General features: G+C 46.0%; 23 protein-coding genes. 2 read left to right on the forward strand and 21 right to left on the reverse strand.

The annotated features are described in order from the left end of the window. Nucleotides 1-35: 35 nt before the first annotated feature. Nucleotides 36-656 carry a signal peptidase I gene (gene lepB, locus J2T16_RS06980; protein WP_221790589.1) on the reverse strand — a complete coding sequence of 207 codons (621 nt, stop codon included), beginning with the start codon at nucleotides 654-656 and terminating at the stop codon, nucleotides 36-38. Nucleotides 657-960: 304 nt separating this feature from the next. Continuing rightward, on the reverse strand, nucleotides 961-1,302 hold the full coding sequence (gene rplS, locus J2T16_RS06985; protein ID WP_024630190.1) for a 50S ribosomal protein L19: 342 nt from the start codon (nucleotides 1,300-1,302) through the stop codon (nucleotides 961-963). 405 nt (nucleotides 1,303-1,707) lie between these two features. On the opposite strand from rplS, the gene J2T16_RS06990 reads away from it, so the two are divergent. Then, the gene (locus J2T16_RS06990; RefSeq protein WP_499018012.1) at nucleotides 1,708-2,655 is read left to right on the forward strand and encodes a polysaccharide deacetylase family protein; all 948 of its coding nucleotides are present in this window, start codon (nucleotides 1,708-1,710) and stop codon (nucleotides 2,653-2,655) included. A gap of 98 nt (nucleotides 2,656-2,753) precedes the next feature. Here the strand turns inward: J2T16_RS06990 and trmD are convergent, their stop codons facing one another. The 19 genes from trmD to J2T16_RS07085 form a co-directional block, all read right to left on the reverse strand. Continuing rightward, complete coding sequence (trmD, locus tag J2T16_RS06995; RefSeq protein WP_154886394.1) at nucleotides 2,754-3,515, reverse strand: tRNA (guanosine(37)-N1)-methyltransferase TrmD; 762 nt, start codon at nucleotides 3,513-3,515, stop codon at nucleotides 2,754-2,756. Nucleotide 3,516: 1 nt separating this feature from the next. Then, nucleotides 3,517-4,029, reverse strand: a complete 513-nt coding sequence (gene rimM / locus J2T16_RS07000) for a ribosome maturation factor RimM (RefSeq protein WP_154958970.1) — start codon at nucleotides 4,027-4,029, stop codon at nucleotides 3,517-3,519. Nucleotides 4,030-4,320: 291 nt separating this feature from the next. Then, a complete protein-coding gene (locus J2T16_RS07005; protein WP_090923895.1) occupies nucleotides 4,321-4,551 on the reverse strand; it encodes a KH domain-containing protein in 231 nt (76 codons plus the stop codon). 23 nt (nucleotides 4,552-4,574) lie between these two features. Further along, a complete protein-coding gene (rpsP, locus tag J2T16_RS07010) occupies nucleotides 4,575-4,847 on the reverse strand; it encodes a 30S ribosomal protein S16 (protein ID WP_056700527.1) in 273 nt (90 codons plus the stop codon). 54 nt (nucleotides 4,848-4,901) lie between these two features. Further along, complete coding sequence (ffh, locus tag J2T16_RS07015) at nucleotides 4,902-6,278, reverse strand: signal recognition particle protein (RefSeq protein ID WP_090923896.1); 1,377 nt, start codon at nucleotides 6,276-6,278, stop codon at nucleotides 4,902-4,904. 67 nt (nucleotides 6,279-6,345) lie between these two features. Beyond that, complete coding sequence (locus J2T16_RS07020) at nucleotides 6,346-6,696, reverse strand: putative DNA-binding protein (RefSeq protein ID WP_123064424.1); 351 nt, start codon at nucleotides 6,694-6,696, stop codon at nucleotides 6,346-6,348. Nucleotides 6,697-6,965: 269 nt separating this feature from the next. Further along, nucleotides 6,966-7,613, reverse strand: coding sequence for a PAQR family membrane homeostasis protein TrhA (trhA, locus tag J2T16_RS07025; RefSeq protein WP_221790595.1), 648 nt, complete (start codon nucleotides 7,611-7,613; stop codon nucleotides 6,966-6,968). 141 nt (nucleotides 7,614-7,754) lie between these two features. Then, entirely contained in the window at nucleotides 7,755-8,768 is a 1,014-nt protein-coding gene (gene ftsY / locus J2T16_RS07030) for a signal recognition particle-docking protein FtsY (protein WP_154886398.1), read from the reverse strand. Between the two features lie 97 nt (nucleotides 8,769-8,865). Next, complete coding sequence (gene smc, locus J2T16_RS07035) at nucleotides 8,866-12,435, reverse strand: chromosome segregation protein SMC (RefSeq protein ID WP_499018014.1); 3,570 nt, start codon at nucleotides 12,433-12,435, stop codon at nucleotides 8,866-8,868. Between the two features lie 189 nt (nucleotides 12,436-12,624). Continuing rightward, nucleotides 12,625-13,323 carry a ribonuclease III gene (gene rnc, locus J2T16_RS07040; protein WP_336122367.1) on the reverse strand — a complete coding sequence of 233 codons (699 nt, stop codon included), beginning with the start codon at nucleotides 13,321-13,323 and terminating at the stop codon, nucleotides 12,625-12,627. A 13-nt stretch (nucleotides 13,324-13,336) separates the two neighbouring features. Continuing rightward, nucleotides 13,337-14,575, reverse strand: a complete 1,239-nt coding sequence (gene fabF / locus J2T16_RS07045; protein ID WP_090923902.1) for a beta-ketoacyl-ACP synthase II — start codon at nucleotides 14,573-14,575, stop codon at nucleotides 13,337-13,339. A 174-nt stretch (nucleotides 14,576-14,749) separates the two neighbouring features. Then, entirely contained in the window at nucleotides 14,750-14,983 is a 234-nt protein-coding gene (gene acpP, locus J2T16_RS07050; protein ID WP_024630176.1) for an acyl carrier protein, read from the reverse strand. A 151-nt stretch (nucleotides 14,984-15,134) separates the two neighbouring features. Continuing rightward, a complete protein-coding gene (fabG, locus tag J2T16_RS07055; RefSeq protein WP_090923903.1) occupies nucleotides 15,135-15,884 on the reverse strand; it encodes a 3-oxoacyl-[acyl-carrier-protein] reductase in 750 nt (249 codons plus the stop codon). 257 nt (nucleotides 15,885-16,141) lie between these two features. After that, nucleotides 16,142-17,083 carry an ACP S-malonyltransferase gene (gene fabD, locus J2T16_RS07060; protein ID WP_221790597.1) on the reverse strand — a complete coding sequence of 314 codons (942 nt, stop codon included), beginning with the start codon at nucleotides 17,081-17,083 and terminating at the stop codon, nucleotides 16,142-16,144. 25 nt (nucleotides 17,084-17,108) lie between these two features. Continuing rightward, nucleotides 17,109-18,098, reverse strand: coding sequence for a beta-ketoacyl-ACP synthase III (locus J2T16_RS07065; protein WP_090923953.1), 990 nt, complete (start codon nucleotides 18,096-18,098; stop codon nucleotides 17,109-17,111). A gap of 8 nt (nucleotides 18,099-18,106) precedes the next feature. Beyond that, on the reverse strand, nucleotides 18,107-19,102 hold the full coding sequence (gene plsX, locus J2T16_RS07070; protein WP_145329703.1) for a phosphate acyltransferase PlsX: 996 nt from the start codon (nucleotides 19,100-19,102) through the stop codon (nucleotides 18,107-18,109). Further along, nucleotides 19,099-19,647 carry a transcription factor FapR gene (gene fapR / locus J2T16_RS07075; RefSeq protein ID WP_499018191.1) on the reverse strand — a complete coding sequence of 183 codons (549 nt, stop codon included), beginning with the start codon at nucleotides 19,645-19,647 and terminating at the stop codon, nucleotides 19,099-19,101. The genes plsX and fapR overlap by 4 nt, the downstream gene beginning before the upstream one ends. 396 nt (nucleotides 19,648-20,043) lie before the next feature. Beyond that, on the reverse strand, nucleotides 20,044-20,217 hold the full coding sequence (gene rpmF, locus J2T16_RS07080) for a 50S ribosomal protein L32 (protein WP_017689233.1): 174 nt from the start codon (nucleotides 20,215-20,217) through the stop codon (nucleotides 20,044-20,046). Nucleotides 20,218-20,282: 65 nt separating this feature from the next. Beyond that, nucleotides 20,283-20,789, reverse strand: coding sequence for a YceD family protein (locus tag J2T16_RS07085; protein ID WP_221790601.1), 507 nt, complete (start codon nucleotides 20,787-20,789; stop codon nucleotides 20,283-20,285). A 509-nt stretch (nucleotides 20,790-21,298) separates the two neighbouring features. Between J2T16_RS07085 and hmpA the strand changes: the two genes are divergently transcribed. Next, nucleotides 21,299-22,534, forward strand: coding sequence for an NO-inducible flavohemoprotein (gene hmpA, locus J2T16_RS07090; RefSeq protein ID WP_499018019.1), 1,236 nt, complete (start codon nucleotides 21,299-21,301; stop codon nucleotides 22,532-22,534). Nucleotides 22,535-22,637 lie beyond the last annotated feature (103 nt).

A 22,637-nucleotide genomic window follows, 5' to 3' on the forward strand; every position in this document is an offset into this window, starting at 1 on the left:
CTTGTCTTCACCTCATTTAATACATACTTTAAGTTTTAGTGGTTAATCCACTTAATTTCTCCAATAGGCCAGAAAATAACATCAGCACGGCCAATAATCTCTTTCAGGGATACATAACCGATCATTCGGCTATCTGTACTGTTAGGTCGATTATCCCCCATAACAAACACATGACCCGCTGGCACCTTTCCGTCTGGGAATTGTTCATTCGGGAAATCCTTCACGTTATACGTTCCGCCACTCGCTTCAGCCGCATCAATAGCACCCTGGATGTAGGTCTCATTCACCTTTTGTCCATTTACCGTTACGGTGTCTCCCTGAACCTGAACCGTATCTCCCGCAACTGCGATAACACGTTTAATGAAATCCCGTCCTTCGGAAGGTACATGGAAGACGATCACTTCACCACGTTTTGGCTCGCGGATATCGTATAGTATCTCATTGACAATGACACGTTCTCCTGTCGAGAAATTCGGTTGCATGGATGGCCCGTCCACCACAAATGGTTTAAAAAGTAACCAGCGAATCAGAATAACCAGTACGAGTGCAATGACAATGGCCTTCAGCCACTCGACAATTTCATTTTTTGCTTTTTGGGATCGATTATTTTTTTCTTCCGCAGGTAAGCTCTGGTCCTGTTGGACTTCTTGTTCCATTCAAGATCTTCCTCTCTTCACAGTACATGATTATAGCAGTATACATTCAGCTTTTTGCTTCCTCCCTATATAGAACTAGAGAAAACAAATTATTCAACTCAGTTATGTAATTCTTGAAGCCAAGCATTACAACCGTACATTGAACAATAATTCAAATTCCTTGGATAACTGATGTCACAATCCTCCCGGACTTTACGCCGCATATCCGCCATACCATTTTACTCGGAAGTGTACCTCTGGTTCAACTTTTCCCGGACAAAAACGAAAAGGGCTTGTCTCCAAGCCCCTCCCGGTATCCGTTATATTAACGAATTTCTTTAATTCTCGCTGCTTTACCGCGTAGTTCACGAAGATAATAAAGCTTCGCACGACGCACTTTACCACGGCGAGCCACTTCGATTCTATCGATTTTAGGGGAATGAAGCGGGAAAGCTCTTTCCACACCTACACCGTAAGAAATTTTACGAACTGTAAAAGTCTCACTGATTCCACCACCACGGCGTTTAATCACAACACCTTCGAACAATTGGATACGCTCACGAGTTCCCTCGATTACCTTAACGTGCACTTTCAAAGTGTCACCAGGACGAAAACTCGGAATATCTTTGCGAAGTTGTTCTTGTGTAATCGCTTGAACGATATTCATCTATGACTCCCTCCTTCCGTACAGGCGTTCATACTTCTTCCAGAGATCACCTTGTCTCTTTCATTATCCATAGAGGACCGCCGTATTCCACATAACAGAACTATTGTATCACGTGGCACATTAAAACACAAGCTAAATAACCAAATTTATAATAGATCGTCTTACATCCATCTGTGTTTTTTATTAACAGCCCATAGTTCGCAATTCTCTTATCCATTTCTTCTCTTAATTAGTAAATAGGTGAAAAGTTTTGGTCCATTTTTAAAAAGTCAACCACTCTCGTGGATAAAATAATGTAACTTTCCGACATAGAAGATCGTCTATCATATACTTAAAAGCTCATTACACGAGCAGCGTAACGAATTTTAAGAAATAGATGAATTCTAAAGGAGAACCAGGAGAGACATGAAACACATCAGAAAATTATTGCTAGCCTCACTTGCTTTGCTCACATGCACCGTTACATTATACGCTTATGCTGTTAATCATCCCACCAACGCGTTATCTCACAAGGCCTGCTCGTCTTGGAATATCGTACAACGTAAATTCTTCACATTAACTCACTCGGACTTTTCGCTGCATTCCAAGCTGGATCGCTCTAACTTTGTTATCAAACAAGGCACGGCTACAAAAGTTCCTGTTCTCATGTATCATTATGTTACACCAAAAGTTGACAATCACGAGCCAAAGAATAAATCCATCATTGACCTGGATGTGTTCGAGCAGAATATGAAATATTTACACGAAAATGGGTACCGAACCGTTACTCTGGCTCAGCTTGAACAATACGTTAACGGTGAAATCTCGCTACCTGAGAAATCATTTGTCATTACCTTTGATGACGGATATCAAAACAATTATACGCTGGCTTATCCCATACTCAAAAAATATCATTTCCATGCTTCCCTTTTTGTCATAGGTAGCCGGATTCAGTCCACACCAGTCGCTTTTAAACCTAGTAAAAAAAGCGATATCTCCAAGCAAGAGATGGCTGCAGGAAGCGATGTATTTGAGTATAATAGCCACACCTTTAACCTGCATCACAAAGGATATATGGTATGTGGAGACGATCTGCCCGTTACGCTGGATACCAGCCTGCTGGATCACGATATTGAGCAGATCAAACATATCGGTATCAATACGCCATATATCGCCTACCCTTATGGATATTTCAGTGAACAAATGATTTACAAACTCCATCAGCATGGATATCGCATGGGATTCACGGTTAGACCCGGATTTGTTCACCCTGGGGATTCACCCATGGTTTTACCTCGCTTAACCGTTACAAATGATACCGATCTCCCTACCCTGCTACAAACGGGTTCCAATATACTCAGTGAGCGGTTCTAGATTAGTAATACTTTCAAACGAATAATTCAATTCTGCCTTGATTAAATCAAAAAAGCCGATGGATGCAGTCTAAGCTGTCCACTCGGCTTTATCTTTACCTATTTCTTATCTTGTTCAGCCCGGTACTGCTCCAGCCATCTCCGTTCTTTCTCCGTCAGATCTGCCGACTCCAACAGTTCAGGTCTGCGCTCCAACGTACGAATCAGCGATTGTTCTCTACGCCAAGCCTCGATATTCAGATGGTGTCCAGACAAGAGCATATCCGGCACTTTCATGCCTCTAAATTCAGGCGGGCGAGTATAGTGAGGATACTCCAGCAACCCCGTACTGAATGAATCCGTCACTGCACTTGTCTCGTTACCGAGCACCCCCGGAATCAGCCGTACAATGCTATCAATGGCCACCATAGCAGGTAGTTCTCCGCCAGTCAGAACATAGTCACCAATAGATAGTTCATCCGTCACCAGAAATTCGCGGATTCGTTCATCATATCCCTCATAATGACCGCAGATAAAGATCAGATGATCTTCTTGAACCAGTTCTTCTGCCTTTTTCTGTGTAAATGTCTCACCTTGCGGACACATCAGAATAATCCGGGGCGCTTTCATTGTGGCGGCAGCTTCTCCGCGCTGTTGCAAAACATCCTCTACGGCAGCAAAAATCGGATCAGGTTTGAGCACCATACCTCCACCGCCGCCATATGGTGCGTCATCCACAGTGTTATGTTTATTGGTTGCGTAATTTCGGAAATTGGTCGCCCCAAGCGAGACAAGCCCCTTGGCCTGCGCTTTACCCAGAATGCTTGTGCCAAACACACCATCGAACATTTCCGGGAATAACGTTAATACATCCACCTTCATGTTACAGCAGTCCTTCCATCAGGTGAATCTTGACCTGCTTCTGCTCTACATCCACATCCAGAACAACATCGTCAATCACCGGAATTAGCACTTCTTTTCCCGCCGGTGTTTTGACTACCCATACATCATTCGCACCTGGGGTCAGAATCTCCGAAATCGTCCCGAGTGACTCTCCCTCTTCCGTAATGACAGCGCATCCTACGATTTGATGGAAGTAATACTCCCCTTCTTCAAGTTCAGCAAGGTTTTCTTTGGATACTTTCGCTATCCCCCCCTTGAACTTTTCCACTTCGTTAATGTTGCCGTATTCTTTCAGACGAACGATATACATATTTTTATGCAGACGCGCAGATTCCACTGTAACTGGCACCGGATGATTATCCGGAGTAAACAAAAACAATTCAGCATTTTGGGCGAAACGTACTTCTGGAAAATCAGTCAAAGGCATGATCTTTAACTCTCCACGAATTCCATGCGTGTTCACAACTTTCCCTACATTCATAAACTCTGCCATACAATCCTCCTACGAAATTCAATCAAAATGATAAGCGATTACCCGCACACTCCACGGTCAGAAACATCTTCCGATCGCTGTTATCCCCGGATATTTTGAATAAGTTATCAAAAGGTTGATATCCGGTGCTAAAGGCGAACACTTCGTTTCTTCAGATTTTTTCTGCCCGCTCCGTTAAAGTGTAATCTCCAAATTAATTTTAATCCTAAATTCCCTTAAACAATTAAATGATAAGTTCAGCATGCACGAAAAGGGGCTAGGACATGCATCCTAACCCCCTTTCGTATATCTTTAAGATATGATATCAACGGTAACCCGTTTATCCATCTTAACTGCTGCTGATGTGACGACCGTGCGAAGAGATTTTGCGATTCGTCCCTGTTTTCCGATCACCTTTCCGACATCGTCGGGATGAACCGTCAACTCATAAACGACAAGCCGGTCTTTCTCAATCGTCCGAACCGCCACATCATCCGGATGATCGACCAAAGCCTTAGCAATTATGCTTACTAATTCTTCCATAGATGACCCTCCGAATCAGCACCTTATTTAGATAATTTGGACTCGTGGAATTTCTTCATCACGCCCGCTTTGCTCAGCAAGTTGCGGACAGTGTCGGATGCTTGCGCACCGTTTTGAAGCCATTGCAATGCTTTATCTTCATCGATCTTAACAACAGCCGGTTGTTCAACCGGGTTGTAGTAACCGATCTCCTCGATAAAACGACCGTCACGTGGGGAACGGGAATCCGATACCACTACGCGGTAGAAAGGAGCTTTGTGAGCACCCATACGTTTCAGACGAATACGAACTGCCATTTGAAAATTCACCTCCTTCAATGAAATCTGGTTCTCATGTAAACGGCTGTTCAATCAACGGAAAGGAAACTTCATTCCTTTACCGAGACCTTTCAACTGTTTCATTGCTTTATTCTTGCCACCCTTAGGACCCATCATATCCGAGAATTGCTTCATCATACGGCGCATCTCATCAAACTGCTTGATCAGACGATTCACCTCTGCGAGTGACGTTCCACTTCCGGTAGCAATCCGTTTCCGGCGGCTATGGTTAATCATATCCGGGTTACGCTTCTCTTCCGTTGTCATTGAATAGACAATCGCTTCGATTCGGCCCATCTGTTTATCATCGACCTTCAGGTCCTTCGCTTGTTTCATCTTGCCCATACCCGGAATCATATCCATGATCTGGTCAATTGGTCCAAGCTTTTTCACCTGATCCATCTGCTCCAGGAAATCCTCGAACGTGAATTCTGCATTCCGCATCTTGCGTTCCATTTCCTTCGCTTTCTCGGTATCGATATTGGACTGTGCCTTTTCAATCAAGGACAACATGTCACCCATACCAAGAATACGTGAAGCCATACGTTCCGGATGGAATGGCTCCAGTGCATCAAGCTTCTCCCCCAGAGAGGCAAACTTGATCGGGCAACCTGTAACTGCTTTAACAGACAGTGCCGCACCACCACGTGTATCGCCATCCAGTTTGGTCAGTACAACTCCGGTCAGGGCAAGTTGCTGATTAAAGTGTTCCGCCACATTAACGGCATCCTGACCTGTCATACTGTCGACAACGAGTAATACTTCATCCGGGTTCACTACACTGTGAATCTGACGCAACTCTTCCATCAGTTCTTCATCAACATGCAAACGTCCGGCTGTATCCACGATCACATAATCATGTCCGTTATCTTTTGCGTGTTGCAAACCTTGGCGAGCAATCTCCACCGGGCTTGTCTGATCACCGAGGGTGAACACTGGCGCCTTCAACTGCTCTCCCAGTACTTGTAACTGCTTGATCGCAGCCGGACGGTAAATGTCGCCTGCAACCAGCAAAGGTCTGCTATTTTGCTTTTGCAACATTTTTGCCAGTTTACCGGAAGTCGTCGTTTTACCCGCACCCTGTAAACCAACCATCATGATCACTGTAGGTGGTTTATTCGACTTCGCCAGCTTAGCTTGACTTCCACCCATTAACTCTGTTAATTCTTTGTTAACAATGTCAATGATGACCATTCCGGGTGTAAAGCTGTCCATTACTTCTTTGCCGACAGCCTTCTCTTTCACTTTGGCGATGAATTCCTTGACCACTTTGAAGTTTACATCCGCTTCAAGCAATGCCAGACGTACTTCGCGCATCGCTTCGGCTACGTCTTCGTCAGACACCTTGCCTTTGCCGCGCAACTTGCTGAACACATTCTGCAATCGGGTCGTTAATCCTTCAAATGCCATGATCCCACCTCCTTCATGCTTCATTCCATTTTAAGACCGATTCGTCTCACTTCACTGCAAACAATGGTTATTCTCCCAGTAAAGCAACGAGATCGTGTATTGGTTTGTTGTTATCCACGGTAACGCCAGCGCGTTCCAGTGCTTGTTGTAAATCTTCAAGGCAGCGGCTGCGTCTTTCATACTTTTCAAGCAAGCCAAGCTTGCTTTCATAGTTCTCAAGCACTTGTTCAGCACGCTTGATATGTTCGTATACCGCCTGGCGGCTGATCTCAAACTCGGCTGCAATTTCACCAAGTGAAAAATCATCATGAAAGTAATATTTCAGAAACGTTTGCTGTTTCTCTGTCAACAGTGATTCATAAAAGGCAAACAGTAAGTTAATCCGGTTTGTTTTCTCAAGCCGGTTTTCTTGACTCATATCAGGGCACTCCCTTCGTCAAGGAAAAACACTTTACACTCTTGCAACGTTCCTAATAATACCTAAAACAAATCAGGATGTCAAGCAAAAATACTTGTCACAATAAAAAGAGACGCTACGCCTGCCATGTACAGTTTAAAAATGCTATCTTTAGACGTTATAAAGCCTTATTTTCTGTCCATTCAATAACGTAAACTAGAAGTCTTTCAAACCAGAACCAAAAAGAAAAACGAAACATCCCTAAAGAAGAGACGCTTCGTTTAATGCTTCTAACGAAGTGGTGTCAGATAGATTAAGACTGCGAAGAAATGCAGAATACTGCCTGCCAGTACAAACAGATGCCAGATCGCGTGGTGAAACGGGAAACCTCTCCATACATAGAACAATGTCCCCAGCGTATACATCAGGCCTCCTGCAACCAATAGTACAATCCCACCTGTGGGAATCGCTGACACAAGCGGTTGCCAAGCAATAACGATCAGCCACCCCATCGCGATATAGAAGACCGTCGACATAAACAGAAACTTCTTGGTGAAAAAGGCTTTGAAGATCACTCCGGCCAGTGCAATGCCCCAAATGACACCGAATAGAGTCCAGCCCAGTGTTCCGCGAACTGCGACGAATAAAAACGGCGTATATGTGCCTGCAATAAACAGATAGATGGAAGAGTGGTCAAAAAACTCAAACAAGTCTTTTGCCTTCCCCTCTTTGAGCGCGTGCACCAACGTTGAATTCGTATAGAGCATTAGCATGGTAATACCATAGATAGTAAAACTAACAACATGCCAGGCCGTACCTTTCATACTGGAAAATACAATTAACAACACTAACGCAGCTACACTAAGCGCAGCACCGATTCCATGTGTCACGGCATTGGCGACCTCTTCACGACGGGAATAGGTATAGGTATTGGCCATATCAACCTTCCTTTCTAACCCATTACAATATCAGTTACCTTTCATTATACACGTATTGCCGATGACATTACACGTGAGCTCTCACATGATGCAGCGGCAATACGGTGAACATGATTATTCATTTACGACCCAAGATCAGGATCAGGATTGTGTATTCTCTTCTTCGGCATTCTCTGCTGGTTGCTCCTGAATTAATCCTGCGAACAACGCGTGAACAAACTGTTCAGAATCAAATTCCTGCAGATCATCAATTTTCTCCCCAAGACCAACGAGCTTCACAGGCAGGTCCAGCTCCTGACGAATTGCCACTACAATACCACCTTTAGCTGTTCCATCAAGCTTGGTCAACACAAGACCCGTTACTCCACTTTTCTCTCCGAAAAGTTTGGCCTGATTCAGCGCATTTTGTCCCGTCGTCGCATCCAGCACCATCAGCACTTCATGCGGCGCACTTGGAATCTCACGCTGAATCACACGATAGATTTTGTTCAGCTCATCCATCAGGTTGCTTTTATTTTGCAAGCGGCCTGCGGTATCACATAACAACACATCAGCTCCGCGCTGTTTTGCCGCCTGTACTGCATCGTACATAACAGCAGCCGGATCAGAACCCGATTGCTGTTTAATCACATCTACGCCAGCACGCTGGCCCCATACTTCAAGTTGCTCGATCGCTCCAGCTCGGAACGTATCGCCCGCTGCCATAATTACTTTTTTCCCTTGTTGCTTGAAACGGTGAGCCAGCTTGCCAATCGTCGTTGTTTTACCAACACCGTTCACACCAACAAACAAAATAACCGTAATGCCATCCGGATTCATTTTCAGTTCATTGTTTTGTTCCCCACGAAGCAAATCTGTCAGTTTCTCGGACAACACAGGCTGTAACTCAGCCGCATCCTCAATTTTGCGTTTCTTCACTTCTGCGCGCAGGTCTTCAATCAGATTCATGACCGTATTGACGCCTACATCTGCCCCGATCAGAATTTCTTCAAGTTCCTCATAAAATTCCTCATCAATTTTTTTGCGGCGAATGACCAGATCGGTTACTTTTTCCACAAGCCCTTTGCGTGTCTTTTCTAGGCCATCCTTAAACTGTTTAGTAACCGACTCCGTTTTACTTGCAATGCTGTCCCGTAGCTTTTTAAAGAAACTCATAAAGCCCCTCCATCGTGTAGATAATTAAATCGTAAATGGTCATGATTTTGTAAAATTAAATGAATCCTATTTGAAGCACACAGCAATCTCCATGCAATTAGGCGATGTCTGCTTCCTCATCATCCAGTTTAACCGAAACGAGCTTGGATACTCCGCCCTCTTCCATCGTAACTCCGTATAGGACATCTGCCTCTTCCATCGTGCCTTTCCGGTGCGTAACCACAATAAATTGGGTTTGTTCAGAGAACTCACGCAAGTATTGGGCAAAACGAACGACGTTCGCCTCATCCAGTGCAGCCTCAACTTCGTCCAATACGCAGAATGGCACAGGTTTCACGTGCAGAATGGCAAAGAGCAACGCCATCGCCGTTAATGCCCGTTCTCCACCCGACAACAGTTGCAGATTTTGCAGTTTCTTACCCGGTGGCTGGGCTACGATATCAATACCTGTTTCAAGGAGTCGCTCAGGGTCCATCAGAACCAGATCAGCACGTCCACCGCCAAACAGCTTCGTAAAGACGGTACCAAATTCACGACGGATCGCGTCAAATGTAAATTTGAATCGCTTCGCCATTTCATCTTCCATTTCCTTGATAACCTGATACAGTGTCGTTTTGGCTTCCACCAGATCATTCTTCTGTTCGTTCAGGAACTCATACCGCTCATTCACCCGCTGGAACTCTTCGATTGCACCGAGATTCACATCGCCAAGAGCGGATATTGCACGTTTTAACTTCTGTACCTCAGCTTGTGTGCTCTCCACATCTTCAGGCACTGGATAACGTTCTTTGGCAAGCTCATAGCCTAACTCATATTCATCTGTCAGCTTACGCAAAATATTTTCCAGCTCAACATCCAGACGGTTCACGGAAATTTCAGTCTGACGCATCTGCTCTTCCACCGCTTTGAGCTGTGTGCGCTGCTCCTTCGTTTCACTCTCGGCCAGCTCCAGCTTTTTCGACAGTTCACTGCGCGCGGCACGTTTGAAGTCCAATTCTTGAGATGCCTGTGCCTTTTTAAGCTTGTACTCGTTTAAATCTTCAATCTGTTTTACACTTTCACTCTGTGTTTTCTTAAAATCAGCTTCCATCGAAGCGAGCAACGTACGATTCTGTCGCAGATCTTTGACTAGTGAATCAACCTCTCGCTCCAATCTCCGCAATTGCTCTTCATTTGAGAAGCGTTCCTGATCCAGCTTACCTTCCCGGACTTTCAGTTCGGTCAGCTGTGTTTGCAACTCTTCTTTTGCAGACTCATTGGCCTTCCGGGCAAACTCTGCTGCATGAATAGCGCGATGAGTTGCTTTCTCCTCTTCCTCAAGTTGCTCAAGTTTTTTCTCCGCTTCAACCCGGGATTTGTCCAGTTCCTTAATTTCTTCCGTAAAGCCGTTCTTTTCCTGACCTGCCACAGCGACCTGCTCCAATACATGGCGCAGTTCATGCTCAACCTGCTTCATCTCCATCGAGGCCTGTTGCTCTGCATTTCGGGTATCGTCACCAGACTGACGTAGCTGATCCAGCTTGTCCTGACACTGCTCCAGCTGAGCTTTGACATCTTCCACACTGCGATGCAGTTTCACAATCTGCTGCTCGGTATCCACAATATCTTGATCCAGCTGATCCAGTTGCCGCTTGCGGCTGAGCAGACTGCCATTTTTTTTGTGCTGACTGCCGCCAGTCATGGAACCGCCAGCGTTGACGACATCCCCTTCGAGGGTTACAACACGGAAACGATACTGACAACGTGCCGCAATTTTATTCGCAAACTCCAACGTTTCTGCAATGATGACATTTCCGAGCAAGCTACCGATAATTGAGGCATATCTTGAATCATACTGTACAAGTTCAGCACCGATGCCAACAAAACCGTCCATACCCTCAACCATCGATCGTTCACCTGCACCGATTGAACGAGGACGAATAACGTCCAACGGAAGAAAGGTTGCACGTCCCAACTGACGTTGCTTCAAGAAAGCAATAGCCTGTCTGGATACGGCCTCGTTCTCCATGACGATATGCTGTAGCGCAGCCCCCATCGCTGTTTCTACCGCAAGCTCGATCTTTTCGGGAACTTTGACGAGTTCTGCCACAGCACCATGTACTCCGTTTAGCGTCCCCTTTCGAGAAGCTTTGAGCACTTCTTTTACGCCCAGCATGAAGCCGTCAAAATCATCTTGCATTTCTTTCATCGTATCCCGGCGGGACACTTGTGCTTCGCGCTTTTGCTCCCATTTACGTACAGTACCACGGCTCTCTTCCAGGAGTTTTTGCAAAGACTGCAGCCGTTCGCTTTCCGAAATATAGCCCCCGCGCAGTTCACTGATTTCCTTACCTAACCGAACCACTTTTTTCTGAATCTCTGCTTTACGGCCTTCTAACGTCTCTTTCTGTTCTTCCCATTTGCCGGATTCTTCTGATGCACGGTTCATTCTGCGCTCCAGCGTTTCTTTTTGCTGGTCCACATACCGTATTTCGTTTCGTGCCTGCGCCATCTGATTCATCAGTTCCAGCAAGTTCCCTTTGAGGCTCTCCTCTTGCTGCTGACTTATTCCACCCGTAACACCGATAAGCTTAGCTTCTTCTTCAGACAAACGATTTTTTACATCAGCCAGTTCCAGTTCAAGCTTGCCAAACTTCTCTCGCAAGGCAATCAACTCAGCTTCACGCTCCTGATGTCTCTGCTCGCTCACCGCCAGCGTTTCCCTCAGTTGCTCTTGATTCGCTTGCAGATTACGCGAACGTTCCCGAAGAAGTTCTCCATGCCCTTCGCTTTTCTCTGTTGCCTCACTAAATTGCAACAAAGCAGCCTGAAGTTCTTCTGTCTCCGTTTCCAGCAGACGCAGTGCATTGCGATCATTCTCCAGCTTCGCATCATGTGTGGATACAATCGCCGCCAATCCAACTTCTTCGTGTTTTAGCGACTCCAGACGTTCGCTCGCTTTGCTCCAGGAAGCATGAATCTGTTCAATCTGACACACATACATCGAAATTTCCTTTGATTTGAGTTCGGAACGAAGTTGCTTGTAATGCATGGCTTTCTCGGATTGTTCTTTCAGCGGGCCAATCTGATCTTCCAGTTCGGTTACAAGATCGTGAATACGTAGCAGATTTTGCTCTGTCTCATCCAGCTTGCGCGTTGCATCCCGTTTGCGGGATTTATATTTAACGATTCCTGAAGCCTCTTCAAAGATTCCACGGCGATCCTCTGAACGAGTACTCAAGATCTCCTCAATGCGTCCTTGTCCAATAATCGAGTAAGCCTCTTTACCGATCCCCGTATCCATGAACAGTTCTGTGATATCTTTCAAGCGACAGGATTGTTTATTGATAAAATACTCACTGTCCCCGCTGCGATGAACACGACGGGTCACGGTTACTTCACCGAAATCCAAAGCGAGTGCATGATCCTCATTGTCCAGTGTAAGGGAAACCTCTCCGTAGTTGACAGCTTTACGCGCATCACTGCCTGCAAAAATAATATCTTCCATTTTACCGCCACGGAGTGACTTGGCGCTTTGCTCCCCCAATACCCAGCGGATACCATCGGATATATTACTTTTACCGCTTCCGTTCGGACCTACAACCGCTGTAATGCCACGAACAAATTCCATTTCCGTTTTGTCGGCGAATGACTTGAATCCACCCAATTCTATTCGTTTCAGAAACATAGGGCTTCTCGTCACCTCCTCTTGCGAATTTCAAATAATGCCTTCGACACCTAGTAAAAAATCCGATAATGCCTCCCGAGTCTCTTTACAAAAAAAAGAGCAAAAAGCAGTCCGGCCGATTACTTCCGCCGGGGCGGGCCCGCGGGCTGCTCTTTGCTCTTCGTTTGTCTAAGCGCTGCCTGGTACAATTCAGGCCTCCGGAAGCTTCAATCGTTCAAGCGCCGCAGATGCTGCCTGTTGTTCCGCCTCTTTTTTGGAGCGTCCCGTACCTCGGCCAAGTCGTTCTTGGCCCATATGGACCTCCGAGACAAACTCACGTTCATGGGCTGGTCCCCGCTCTTCGACGATCCGGTACTCCAGAGCCCCCATATTGTGATGCTGTGTGAGTTCCTGCAACTCTGTTTTGTAATCACTCATTTGCAGCTTGCTGCCAACAACGATTAACGGAAACACATGCTCATCCAGAAATGCTCGCACAGGTTCAAGACCCTGATCCAGGTATAACGCACCTATAAATGACTCGAACACATCCGCCAGAAGAGCTGGACGTGTACGTCCTCCAGTTAATTCCTCACCTTTTCCAAGAAGTACATATTGTCCAAAACTAAGCGCTTCAGCAAATTTGACCAGGGAAGGTTCACAGACAATGGATGCCCGCATCTTTGTTAGTTCTCCTTCCGGACGGTTAGGATACAGATGATACAAGTACTCCGATACAGTCAACTCCAATACAGCATCGCCCAGAAACTCCAGACGTTCGTTATCCTGATGTTGACTGAATCGGTGTTCGTTTACGTAAGAAGCATGGGTAAACGCTTGTTTTAGAAGCTGCCTGTTGTCAAATTTGATTTGAAGTTTTTGTTGTAACTGCTTCAGATCTTCACTCAAACGAACTAGCCCCTTATGCTTCAAATTTTTTGAGAATAATGGTAGCGTTGTGACCGCCAAATCCAAATGAATTGGACATTGCCACATTCACTTTGGTTTGACGTGGGACGTTAGGCACGTAATCCAGATCACATTCAGGGTCCTGATCTTCCAGGTTGATCGTTGGAGCCAGTGTCTGATGTGTCAGGGACAATCCGCAGATAACTGCCTCTACACCACCTGCAGCGCCAAGCATATGGCCTGTCATGGACTTGGTGGAACTTACGGCAAGCTTGTACGCATGATCGCCAAACGCCTTTTTGATGGCTAACGTTTCGGAACGGTCACCTACTGGTGTTGAAGTTCCGTGTGCATTGATGTAATCCACTTCTTCCGGCTGAATTCCTGCATTGCGAAGCGCCATCGTCATACAACGTGCTGCTCCATCTGGATCTGGTTCTGTCATATGGTGTGCATCACCTGTCAGACCGTAACCGATTACTTCACCGTAGATTCGTGCGCCACGAGCCTGAGCATGTTCCAGAGATTCCAGAATCAGAATTCCGGCACCTTCACCCATAACAAATCCGTCACGACCTGTATCAAAAGGACGGCTTGCCTTCGTAGGATCGTCATTACGTGTAGACATCGCACGCATCGCGCAGAAACCCGCAAGTCCAGTTGGCCTAATGGTTGCTTCAGCACCGCCGCAGATCATCGCATCTGCATCACCATTCGCAATTAACTTGAACGAATCTCCAATGGAGTGTGTTCCTGTCGCACAAGCGGTAACAACGTTGATGTTCGGTCCTTTGGCACCAAGTGAAATGGACATCTGTCCGGATGCCATATTCGAAATCATCATCGGAATAAAGAACGGGCTCACACGTTTAGGGCCTTTTTGCAAAAGCGCATTGTGCTGATCTTCCCAAGTTCCCAATCCACCAATACCAGAACCAATCGATACACCAAAACGTTCTGCATCAATGTTTTCGTTGATTTTCAGACCACTATCTTCCACAGCTTTGAAACCAGCTGCCACAGCGAACTGTACAAAACGATCCATCTTCCGTGCATCTTTTCGATCCATATATTCTTCCGGGTTGAAATCTTTGATCTCGGCTGCAATCTGTGTCGTGTATTCACTAACATCAAATGCCTCAATCTGAGAAATTCCGGACTTTCCTGCCATTAAACTGCCCCAGAACGTCTCTATATCTTTTCCGAGCGATGTCATTACGCCCATTCCGGTAATTACAACTCTTTGTTTCAACCGACTCACCTCTATATCGACTGCATTACGCAAGTATTTTGTGGGAATATCCGCAGACTCGAATGCAAGACGCCTCTCCAAAGATCAGCAAACACCTTGTCTGCGGGATGTGAAAAACCAATGAATGATGAGAAGTCCCGCCTGTTCGAAAACAGGAGCGGGACTGAATTGACTTTAGGTATGAGATTGTATGTAGTTTACAACTTCACCTACGGTCGTAATTTTTTCTGCATCTTCATCAGAGATTTCCAAATCGAATTCATCTTCCAATTCCATGACCAATTCCACTACATCCAAAGAATCAGCACCCAAATCTTCTTTGAAAGATGCTTCAAGTGTAACTTCAGCTTCGTCTGCGCCCAAGCGGTCGACGACGATGCGTTTTACACGCTCCAATACATCGGACATCCGGTTCACCTCCTCCTTGGTATTATACGAGAATCGCAGGCAAAATGCCATAGAAGACATATGCGGCTCCCGGCCGGGGAACCCGGCCTTTTTCCGGCATTTCGGATCGTCCAGCGCCTGTTCCCCGACTTTGATTCAAAGTCCAGGAAATTTACATGTACATGCCACCATCGACATGCAGTGTTTGACCTGTCATATAAGATGAAGCTTCTGATGCAAGGAATGTAACCACACCAGCAATTTCATCCGGCTGTCCAAGACGGGACAACGGAATGCCACTAAGCATACCATCGACCAGCTCCTGAGACAATTCCTTGGTCATATCGGTTTCAATGAAGCCCGGTGCAACACAGTTCACCGTAATTCCGCGAGAAGCAAGTTCTCGAGCAGAAGCCTTCGTTAAACCGATAACTCCCGCTTTGGCAGCCACGTAGTTGGCTTGACCCGGATTACCCAGCACACCAACGACAGAAGAGATGTTAATAATTCTTCCTGAACGTTGTTTCATCATTGGACGTGTTACTGCCTTCAGACAGTTAAACACCCCTTTAAGATTCGTTTCGATAACTTGATCGAACTCTTCTTCTTTCATCCGCATAATGAGGTTGTCCCGTGTAATCCCCGCATTATTCACCAGAATATCGACATTGCCCCATGCTTCAAGCGTTGTTTTCACCATCTGTTCCGCTTCAACCATCTGACCTACATTCGCCTGAATCGTAATCGCCTGCACACCTTTTGCACGAATCTCTTCGGCCACTTCCTCTGCCGCAGCCTGACTGCCCGCATAGTTTACAGCAACATTCGCTCCGGCTTCAGCCAGGGCAAGTGCAATACTGCGGCCAATTCCGCGGGATGCTCCGGTTACTAATGCATTTTTACCTTCTAACGGTTTAGACATAACCATTCCTCCTCTCCCTGAATCTACATAAGTTGAACTTCGATTATTTACACAGCCACTCCGATGACAGAATAACCTTTCAATCGCTGTTATCCCCAGATTTTCTTGTTTCCCTTTTCCAAAGGGAAAAATCTGGTGATAAAGGCGAGGCCTACGCTTCCGATGCAGCTTTCTTTCAGAAAGCTTTCAGCTTCGCTTTTCCAGGTTTTTTCTGTCCTCTCCGTTAAAGTGTAAATAAATGGTTCTACTTATGTGATTTAATTATTATTTTTAAGATCAGCAGCAGTTGCTTCCAAGGTTTCAAGACTGTTTACATTGTATAATTTTACGGTTTTATCTGTTTTTTTAATCAAACCGGTTAATACATTGCCTGAACCAATCTCAATAAACGTATCCACACCTTGCTCAATCAACCATGTCACACTGTCTTCCCATAAAACCGGAGAATAGACCTGAGTCGTGAGCAAGTTCTGAAATTGTCCATCTTCAGCAGGTCTTGCGGTTACGTTAGCTACCACAGGAACCTTCGCAGGTGAGAACGTCACTGTACTCAGCTTATCCGCCAGCTTATCTGCAGCGTCTTTCATCAATGAAGAGTGGAACGGACCACTTACTTCTAGTGCAATTGCACGCTTGCCACCTGCTTCCTTCACCCGTTCTGACACGGCAGCAACGCCCTCTTTTACACCTGAAATAACGATTTGTCCAGGACAGTTAATGTTGGCAAGTTCAACTGCATGTCCACTTTCTGACACTTCACGGCAAAGCACCCCCAGCGCTTCCCGATCCGCACCCAGTACAGCAGCCATTGCTCCCTGTCCACCCGGAACAGCTTCTTCCATATACTGACCACGTGCCCGGACAATTTGCACAGCATCCTCAAAGGAAAGAACACCAGCTGCCACTAGTGCACTGTATTCACCCAAGCTATGACCTGTAGCGTAGTCTGCCTCAATCCCTTTTTCTTTGAAAGCCTCCAGCAGCGCAATACTCGCGGTGAGCAGTGCTGGCTGTGTATTGGATGTCTGTTTCAGCTCCGTGTCTGGTCCTTCAAAGATCAGGTTGCTCAGCGAGAAGCCCAGTGCCTCATCTGCTGTGCGAAAAACTTCCGTGGCTGCAGGTACAGACTCATATACATCTTTGGCCATACCTACTTTTTGTGATCCCTGTCCAGGGAATACAAAAGCGATTTTACCCATTTCATTCATCCTCCAGCTGTCTAGTTTACCATACGAGTACGGATGCGCCCCAAGTCAAACCGCCGCCGAAACCAACCATCAAAACAGTATCTCCTGCTTTCATACGGCCTTCTTCTGCAGCTTCAACCAGTGCAAGTGGAATGGATGCCGCCGACGTATTCGCATACTTGTCTACATTGACAACCACTTTCTCCTCTGGAAGTTCCAGTCGTTGCATAGCCGATTGAATAATTCGAACATTCGCCTGATGTGGAACGAACAAATCAACATCCGTGCGATCCATGCCAGCTTTGCGAAGAACTTCAATCGTTGCCGTACCCATGACACGAACAGCAAATTTAAACACTTCACGGCCGTTCATATAGATATAATGCTTTTTGTTCTCAATCGTTTCCGCACTTGCTGGCAGACGTGAACCACCGCCTTCAATGTTTAGAAGACTGCCTCCTGCCCCTTCTGCACCGAGATCAAATGCTTTGAAACCACGGCCTTCCGGAACTTCACCAACAACGACGGCTCCTGCTCCATCACCGAAAAGAACACAAGTGTTGCGGTCTGTGTAGTCTGTAATACGTGACAAACAATCTGCACCAATAACAAGCGCGTTGTTGTACATGCCGCTTTGAATGAAACTGGTTGCCGTTGCAAGGCCGTATACAAACCCGGAACAAGCAGCAGACAAATCAAATGCAGCAGCGCCCTTGGCACCCAGTTTATCTTGCAGAATGCAAGCTGTCGACGGGAAAGAGGAGTCCGGTGTAATCGTAGCAACGATAATCAGATCCAGATCACTGCCTGTCATGCCAGCAGATTCAAGCGCTTTTATTGCTGCCTCATAGGCTAGATCAGAAGTAGCTTGATCCGGTGCAGCGATATGCCGCTCCTTAATTCCTGTACGACTGACAATCCACTCGTCATTCGTATCGACCATTTTTTCCAAATCACTGTTTGTCAAAATTTTCTCCGGCACATATTTACCTGTACCAATAATCCCTACTGGGCGCAAATTATTCATATCGTCACTCACTTCCCACTAATTTCCTTAGATATACTCTCCACCAACTGGTTTTGTACTGCAATCCGTGCCTGACGCACGGCATTTTTGATCGCATTGCCGTCAGCGGAACCATGGCTTTTGACGACCAGTCCACTCAAACCTAGCAATGGGGCACCACCGTGCTCCGTATAATCAAGTTTGCTCTTTAACCCACGCAATTCTGGCATGAGTACCGCCGCAGCCAATTTATTTTTGAAGGATGAAGTGAACTTTTCTTTGAGCAGGCCAAAAATCGCTCCTGCCGCGCCTTCCAATGATTTCAGCAGGATGTTGCCGGCAAACCCGTCACACACCAGCACATCACAGGCACCAGTTAGCACATCACGTGCCTCTACATTCCCCACAAAACGAATCGGAAGCTGTTCTAAGAGCGGATAGGCATGTTTGGTCAACTCATTGCCTTTGCCTGGCTCTGTCCCCACGTTGAGCAAGCCCACTCTCGGGGAGGCAATGCCTTGTACTTTTTGCCGGTACAAACTGCCCATCAGCGCGTATTGTGCCAAGTGTTCCGGTTTAGCATCCATATTCGCACCGAGGTCTAGCGCAAGCACACCTACATCATCCATCGTGGGAATCATGGGGGCAAGTGCAGGACGCTCAATTCCATCCATCCGGCCTACAACAAGCAAACCAGCCGTCATTAACGCCCCTGTATTTCCTGCCGAAATCATGGCGTCGGCTTCCTTTTCTTTGACCATACGTCCGGCTACAACCATGGAAGAATCCTTTTTGCGCCTTACTGCCTTTACCGGTTCATCATCTGAACCAATCACTTCGGAAGCGTGCCGAACGCTCAAGTTGGCCGGTCTTGTTCCTGACTGACTTAAAAGAGGTTCAATCTTGGCTTCATCGCCAACCAGGACGATCTGTGTATCCGCCCATTCCGTAGCTGCGGCAATAGCCCCTTCTACGGTTGACGCAGGAGCATGATCTCCTCCCATGGCATCAATGACGATTTTCATCCCAAATGACCTCCTTCTTTGCTGTCTTCTCCATCTGAATGATAGATCACAAAATTACCTTGGAACACCATTTCTTCTCCAACATAGGTGAACACTTCAACTTTGGCTTTCCCCTTCTGACCGGGGATTGATTTCACATAAGCTTTGGCAATACACTTTTCTCCCAAACGAACAGAGCGAACAAAACGTATATCTGCCGAAGCAGTTAACGCAATCTCATCATTAATGACAGCGACTGCAAGTGAATTCGCTTGTGCAAAGACATAGTGCCCGCGGGCAATACCTGTTCTTGAAAAAACATGTTCCTCTTTGATCTCAAATAAGGATATCCCGCTCTTGTCCAGCTGTAAATCCACAATGTCACCGATAATCTCATGCAGGGGCAGTGATCGCACCTGATCATACGAGCGCTCCGCCATCAGTTTCATCCGTTCCCGAAGCTCCGGTATGCCAAGTTCCAGCCTGTCAAGTCGGATCGTCTGGATACTTACCTTCAATTGACGTGTAAGCTCCTGATCGGTCACAAACGGATTCTCGTCTATCATTTTGGTTAACTGCTGTTGCCTCTGTCTCTTCGGTAAACGCTCGATGCCTGACACCCCCCGCTGTATCGTTTCCAAAACCCACCTCTAGGTCAAGTTCGTTCTTCCAAGCCTTACTTCTTATATGCTGTAGCCCTGCTTATTCAGGGAGCTTCTAAATAAAAGTGTATGATGATCTGTATGTAACGTCAAATCTTAGAACCTGGTACTAAACTATAGTATATCTCATCCTGTGTCAAAAAGAAAGGCTAGTATAACAAATTCACATCACTTCATTACAGTGCTGATGAATATGTGTAGCAAGCATACATACCCGCTTGAACAAGCTTATGCGTTCGCTTTTCTTTACACAAAAAAGCAACACCTCATCGAAATGAAGTGTTGCTTGATGTGTAGCTATTATTGAGAGATGATCTCTCTTGCTTTGTACGTTCCGCACACTTTGCACACGTGGTGACTCAGTTTAAGTTCGCCACATTGTTCACATTTCACCATGCCCGGTACAGCCAATTTAAAGTGAGTACGACGTTTGTCGCGACGCGTCTTGGACGTTCTCCGTTGAGGTACTGCCATTATTCCCACCTCCTTATCAAAATCAACCTTTGCAGGTAGTTGTTACGTTCGATTTTCAATCATGCTCATTTAAAAAAATCCTTGAGTCCTGCAAGCCGCGGATCGATAACCTGGGTATCACAACCGCAGTCACCTTCGTTCAACTCATGGCCACACTTGGGACAGAGCCCCTTGCATGTATCACTGCAGAGCGGCACAAACGGAAGATCCAGCAGAAAAGCTCCCTCGGCATAAACCTTCAGATCAACGCTATCCCCATCCACATAGAGTGTATCGTCATCCTCAGATAATTCCTCTGGTTGTTTTCCCTGCTTGAATTGCTCATGAAAATCAATATGAAAATGTTCACTTAGCGGCTTGAGACAACGGGAGCACAACATGTCCACCCCTACTGTCAGTTTGCCATGAACATCCACAACGTTCTCCTCTCTGATCTCTGCAGACAAATCTGCAGTCAGCGGAGTAACGGCTGTGATATCTTGTCGGTTAGAAACCAGATGTTTGATATCCCACTGTTCGTTAAAGCGCAGGGGGCGATCACTGGTTGCCACTTTGCGAAATGGCATTATCATGTTCTATCACTCCAAACGAAACCAATTTCATAAATAGTTGTCTAACGAATGGCGGCAGTATACAGTTCAAGACGATCCTAATATGTGCGTTCATTCCTGACTGTATGTATGCTGTCTGTCATTCACAAAAGATTTATGAAACTGACTTAACAAACAAAAATCATTATACCGATTTTCCAAGAGGTTTGTCAACACTTTTAACTTTACACCCTTTCTGGAAAACGATCACTCCGATTCAACCGTCACATCTGATCTATTATAGACCTACTCCATCATAACTACAAGTCATCTATAGGATCTATACTTACAATTCTATCCCTTACTTATATCTGATGCTCTCTACTCCTTACAACGGTCACCAATCGTTAACGAATGGTGTGATCTATGTCACACAGGTCGCTAAACCTGATGCCTATACTTGTCGTAGATTCAATCACAAAGTAACTTTCACAACCATTTTTATAACCATCCATTATTGATATTTCAAAGAAAATCGGGAGGGAAATTACATGTTAAGCCAACAAACGATTGACGTAATCAAATCTACAGTACCCGTACTTGAAGTTCATGGAGAAGCCATTACACGCCATTTCTATCAAACGATGTTTACGGCTCACCCGGAGCTATTAAACATTTTCAATCACGCAAATCAAAAACAAGGCCGTCAGCAAGCCGCACTCGCCAACATGGTTTACACCGCGGCAATGCACATCGATAACCTCGCAGCTATTTTGCCAGCCGTTCGTCAGGTTGCTCATAAACACCGTAGCCTCGGCATTGTACCTGAACAATACGCTATCGTTGGCACTTATCTGCTTCAAGCCATCAAAGATGTACTCGGTGATGCCGCAACTGATGAAATTTTAGCTGCTTGGGGCGATGCTTATCAAGTGATTGCAGATGCCTTTATAGGCATTGAGCAGGATATGTACAGCGAAGCCGCAAATCAAACGGGTGGATGGGACGGTTTCAGAACCTTCAAAGTTGCCAAAAAAGTACAAGAAAGCGAACTCATCACTTCGTTTTATTTGATACCGGAGGATGGCAAGTCTATCTCTTCATACAAGGCAGGACAATATATCAGCATTAAAATCCAGCCTGCCGGACAGGAATTCACTCAGATTCGTCAGTATACCCTTTCCGACGCACCTGGCAAACCCTATTATCGTATATCCGTGAAACGTGAGTCGGGCGGATCGGATCGCCCTGACGGTGTAATTTCCAATTATCTTCACAATCATATTACAGAGGGGAGCCTGGTCGAACTTTCCGCTCCTGCGGGTGATTTCACATTGGATATGGAAGATCCGCGTCCTGTTGTGCTGTTAAGCGGAGGTGCAGGGATAACCCCTATGGTCAGCATGCTGAATACAATGTTGGAGTCGGATGATCAGCGTTCCATTACCTTTTTACATGCTAGCCCGAACGGATTATCGCACGCGTTCCGCGATCACGTAAGTCAACTGGCTCAGGAGCATGTTAATCTCAACGCACACTATTGTTACACTTCTCCTGCCGATTCCGATCTGGAAAATGAGCTGGTTTACAAACAGGGATACATGGATGCGGCATGGCTTCGTCAAGTCATTCAAGAACCGGATGCGAACTATTATCTGTGCGGCTCTGTCACGTTTATGCGTTCGGTATATGCAGAACTTCTGTCCATTGGTGTTGCAGAAGATCGTATCCATTATGAATTTTTCGGGCCAAAAGCCAGTCTTGCTCCTGCTACGGAGAATGTGTGAGCATAAAATACAGTCGGAAAGAAAGATAATAACAGCTATATTTCAGGTACAGGCTGCATCTGCGGATGCTGGTTCTGTGCCTTTTTTCATCATTTGCTCTAAT

The organism is Paenibacillus intestini, from assembly GCF_030803945.1.
Taxonomy (GTDB): Bacteria; Bacillota; Bacilli; order Paenibacillales; family Paenibacillaceae; genus Paenibacillus; species Paenibacillus polysaccharolyticus.

Excerpts from the sequence above, each read along its gene's own strand:
- lepB (WP_221790589.1), bottom strand. The coding sequence starts at position 656 with ATGGAACAAGAAGTCCAACAGGACCAGAGCTTACCTGCGGAAGAAAAA.
- rplS (WP_024630190.1), bottom strand. The coding sequence starts at position 1,302 with ATGAATATCGTTCAAGCGATTACACAAGAACAACTTCGCAAAGATATT.
- J2T16_RS06990 (WP_499018012.1), top strand. The coding sequence starts at position 1,708 with ATGAAACACATCAGAAAATTATTGCTAGCCTCACTTGCTTTGCTCACA.
- trmD (WP_154886394.1), bottom strand. The coding sequence starts at position 3,515 with ATGAAGGTGGATGTATTAACGTTATTCCCGGAAATGTTCGATGGTGTG.
- rimM (WP_154958970.1), bottom strand. The coding sequence starts at position 4,029 with ATGGCAGAGTTTATGAATGTAGGGAAAGTTGTGAACACGCATGGAATT.
- J2T16_RS07005 (WP_090923895.1), bottom strand. The coding sequence starts at position 4,551 with ATGGAAGAATTAGTAAGCATAATTGCTAAGGCTTTGGTCGATCATCCG.
- rpsP (WP_056700527.1), bottom strand. The coding sequence starts at position 4,847 with ATGGCAGTTCGTATTCGTCTGAAACGTATGGGTGCTCACAAAGCTCCT.
- ffh (WP_090923896.1), bottom strand. The coding sequence starts at position 6,278 with ATGGCATTTGAAGGATTAACGACCCGATTGCAGAATGTGTTCAGCAAG.
- J2T16_RS07020 (WP_123064424.1), bottom strand. The coding sequence starts at position 6,696 with ATGAGTCAAGAAAACCGGCTTGAGAAAACAAACCGGATTAACTTACTG.
- trhA (WP_221790595.1), bottom strand. The coding sequence starts at position 7,613 with ATGGCCAATACCTATACCTATTCCCGTCGTGAAGAGGTCGCCAATGCC.
- ftsY (WP_154886398.1), bottom strand. The coding sequence starts at position 8,768 with ATGAGTTTCTTTAAAAAGCTACGGGACAGCATTGCAAGTAAAACGGAG.
- smc (WP_499018014.1), bottom strand. The coding sequence starts at position 12,435 with ATGTTTCTGAAACGAATAGAATTGGGTGGATTCAAGTCATTCGCCGAC.
- acpP (WP_024630176.1), bottom strand. The coding sequence starts at position 14,983 with ATGTCCGATGTATTGGAGCGTGTAAAACGCATCGTCGTCGACCGCTTG.
- fabG (WP_090923903.1), bottom strand. The coding sequence starts at position 15,884 with ATGTCTAAACCGTTAGAAGGTAAAAATGCATTAGTAACCGGAGCATCC.
- fabD (WP_221790597.1), bottom strand. The coding sequence starts at position 17,083 with ATGGGTAAAATCGCTTTTGTATTCCCTGGACAGGGATCACAAAAAGTA.
- J2T16_RS07065 (WP_090923953.1), bottom strand. The coding sequence starts at position 18,098 with ATGAATAATTTGCGCCCAGTAGGGATTATTGGTACAGGTAAATATGTG.
- plsX (WP_145329703.1), bottom strand. The coding sequence starts at position 19,102 with ATGAAAATCGTCATTGATGCCATGGGAGGAGATCATGCTCCTGCGTCA.
- fapR (WP_499018191.1), bottom strand. The coding sequence starts at position 19,647 with ATGATAGACGAGAATCCGTTTGTGACCGATCAGGAGCTTACACGTCAA.
- rpmF (WP_017689233.1), bottom strand. The coding sequence starts at position 20,217 with ATGGCAGTACCTCAACGGAGAACGTCCAAGACGCGTCGCGACAAACGT.
- J2T16_RS07085 (WP_221790601.1), bottom strand. The coding sequence starts at position 20,789 with ATGATAATGCCATTTCGCAAAGTGGCAACCAGTGATCGCCCCCTGCGC.
- hmpA (WP_499018019.1), top strand. The coding sequence starts at position 21,299 with ATGTTAAGCCAACAAACGATTGACGTAATCAAATCTACAGTACCCGTA.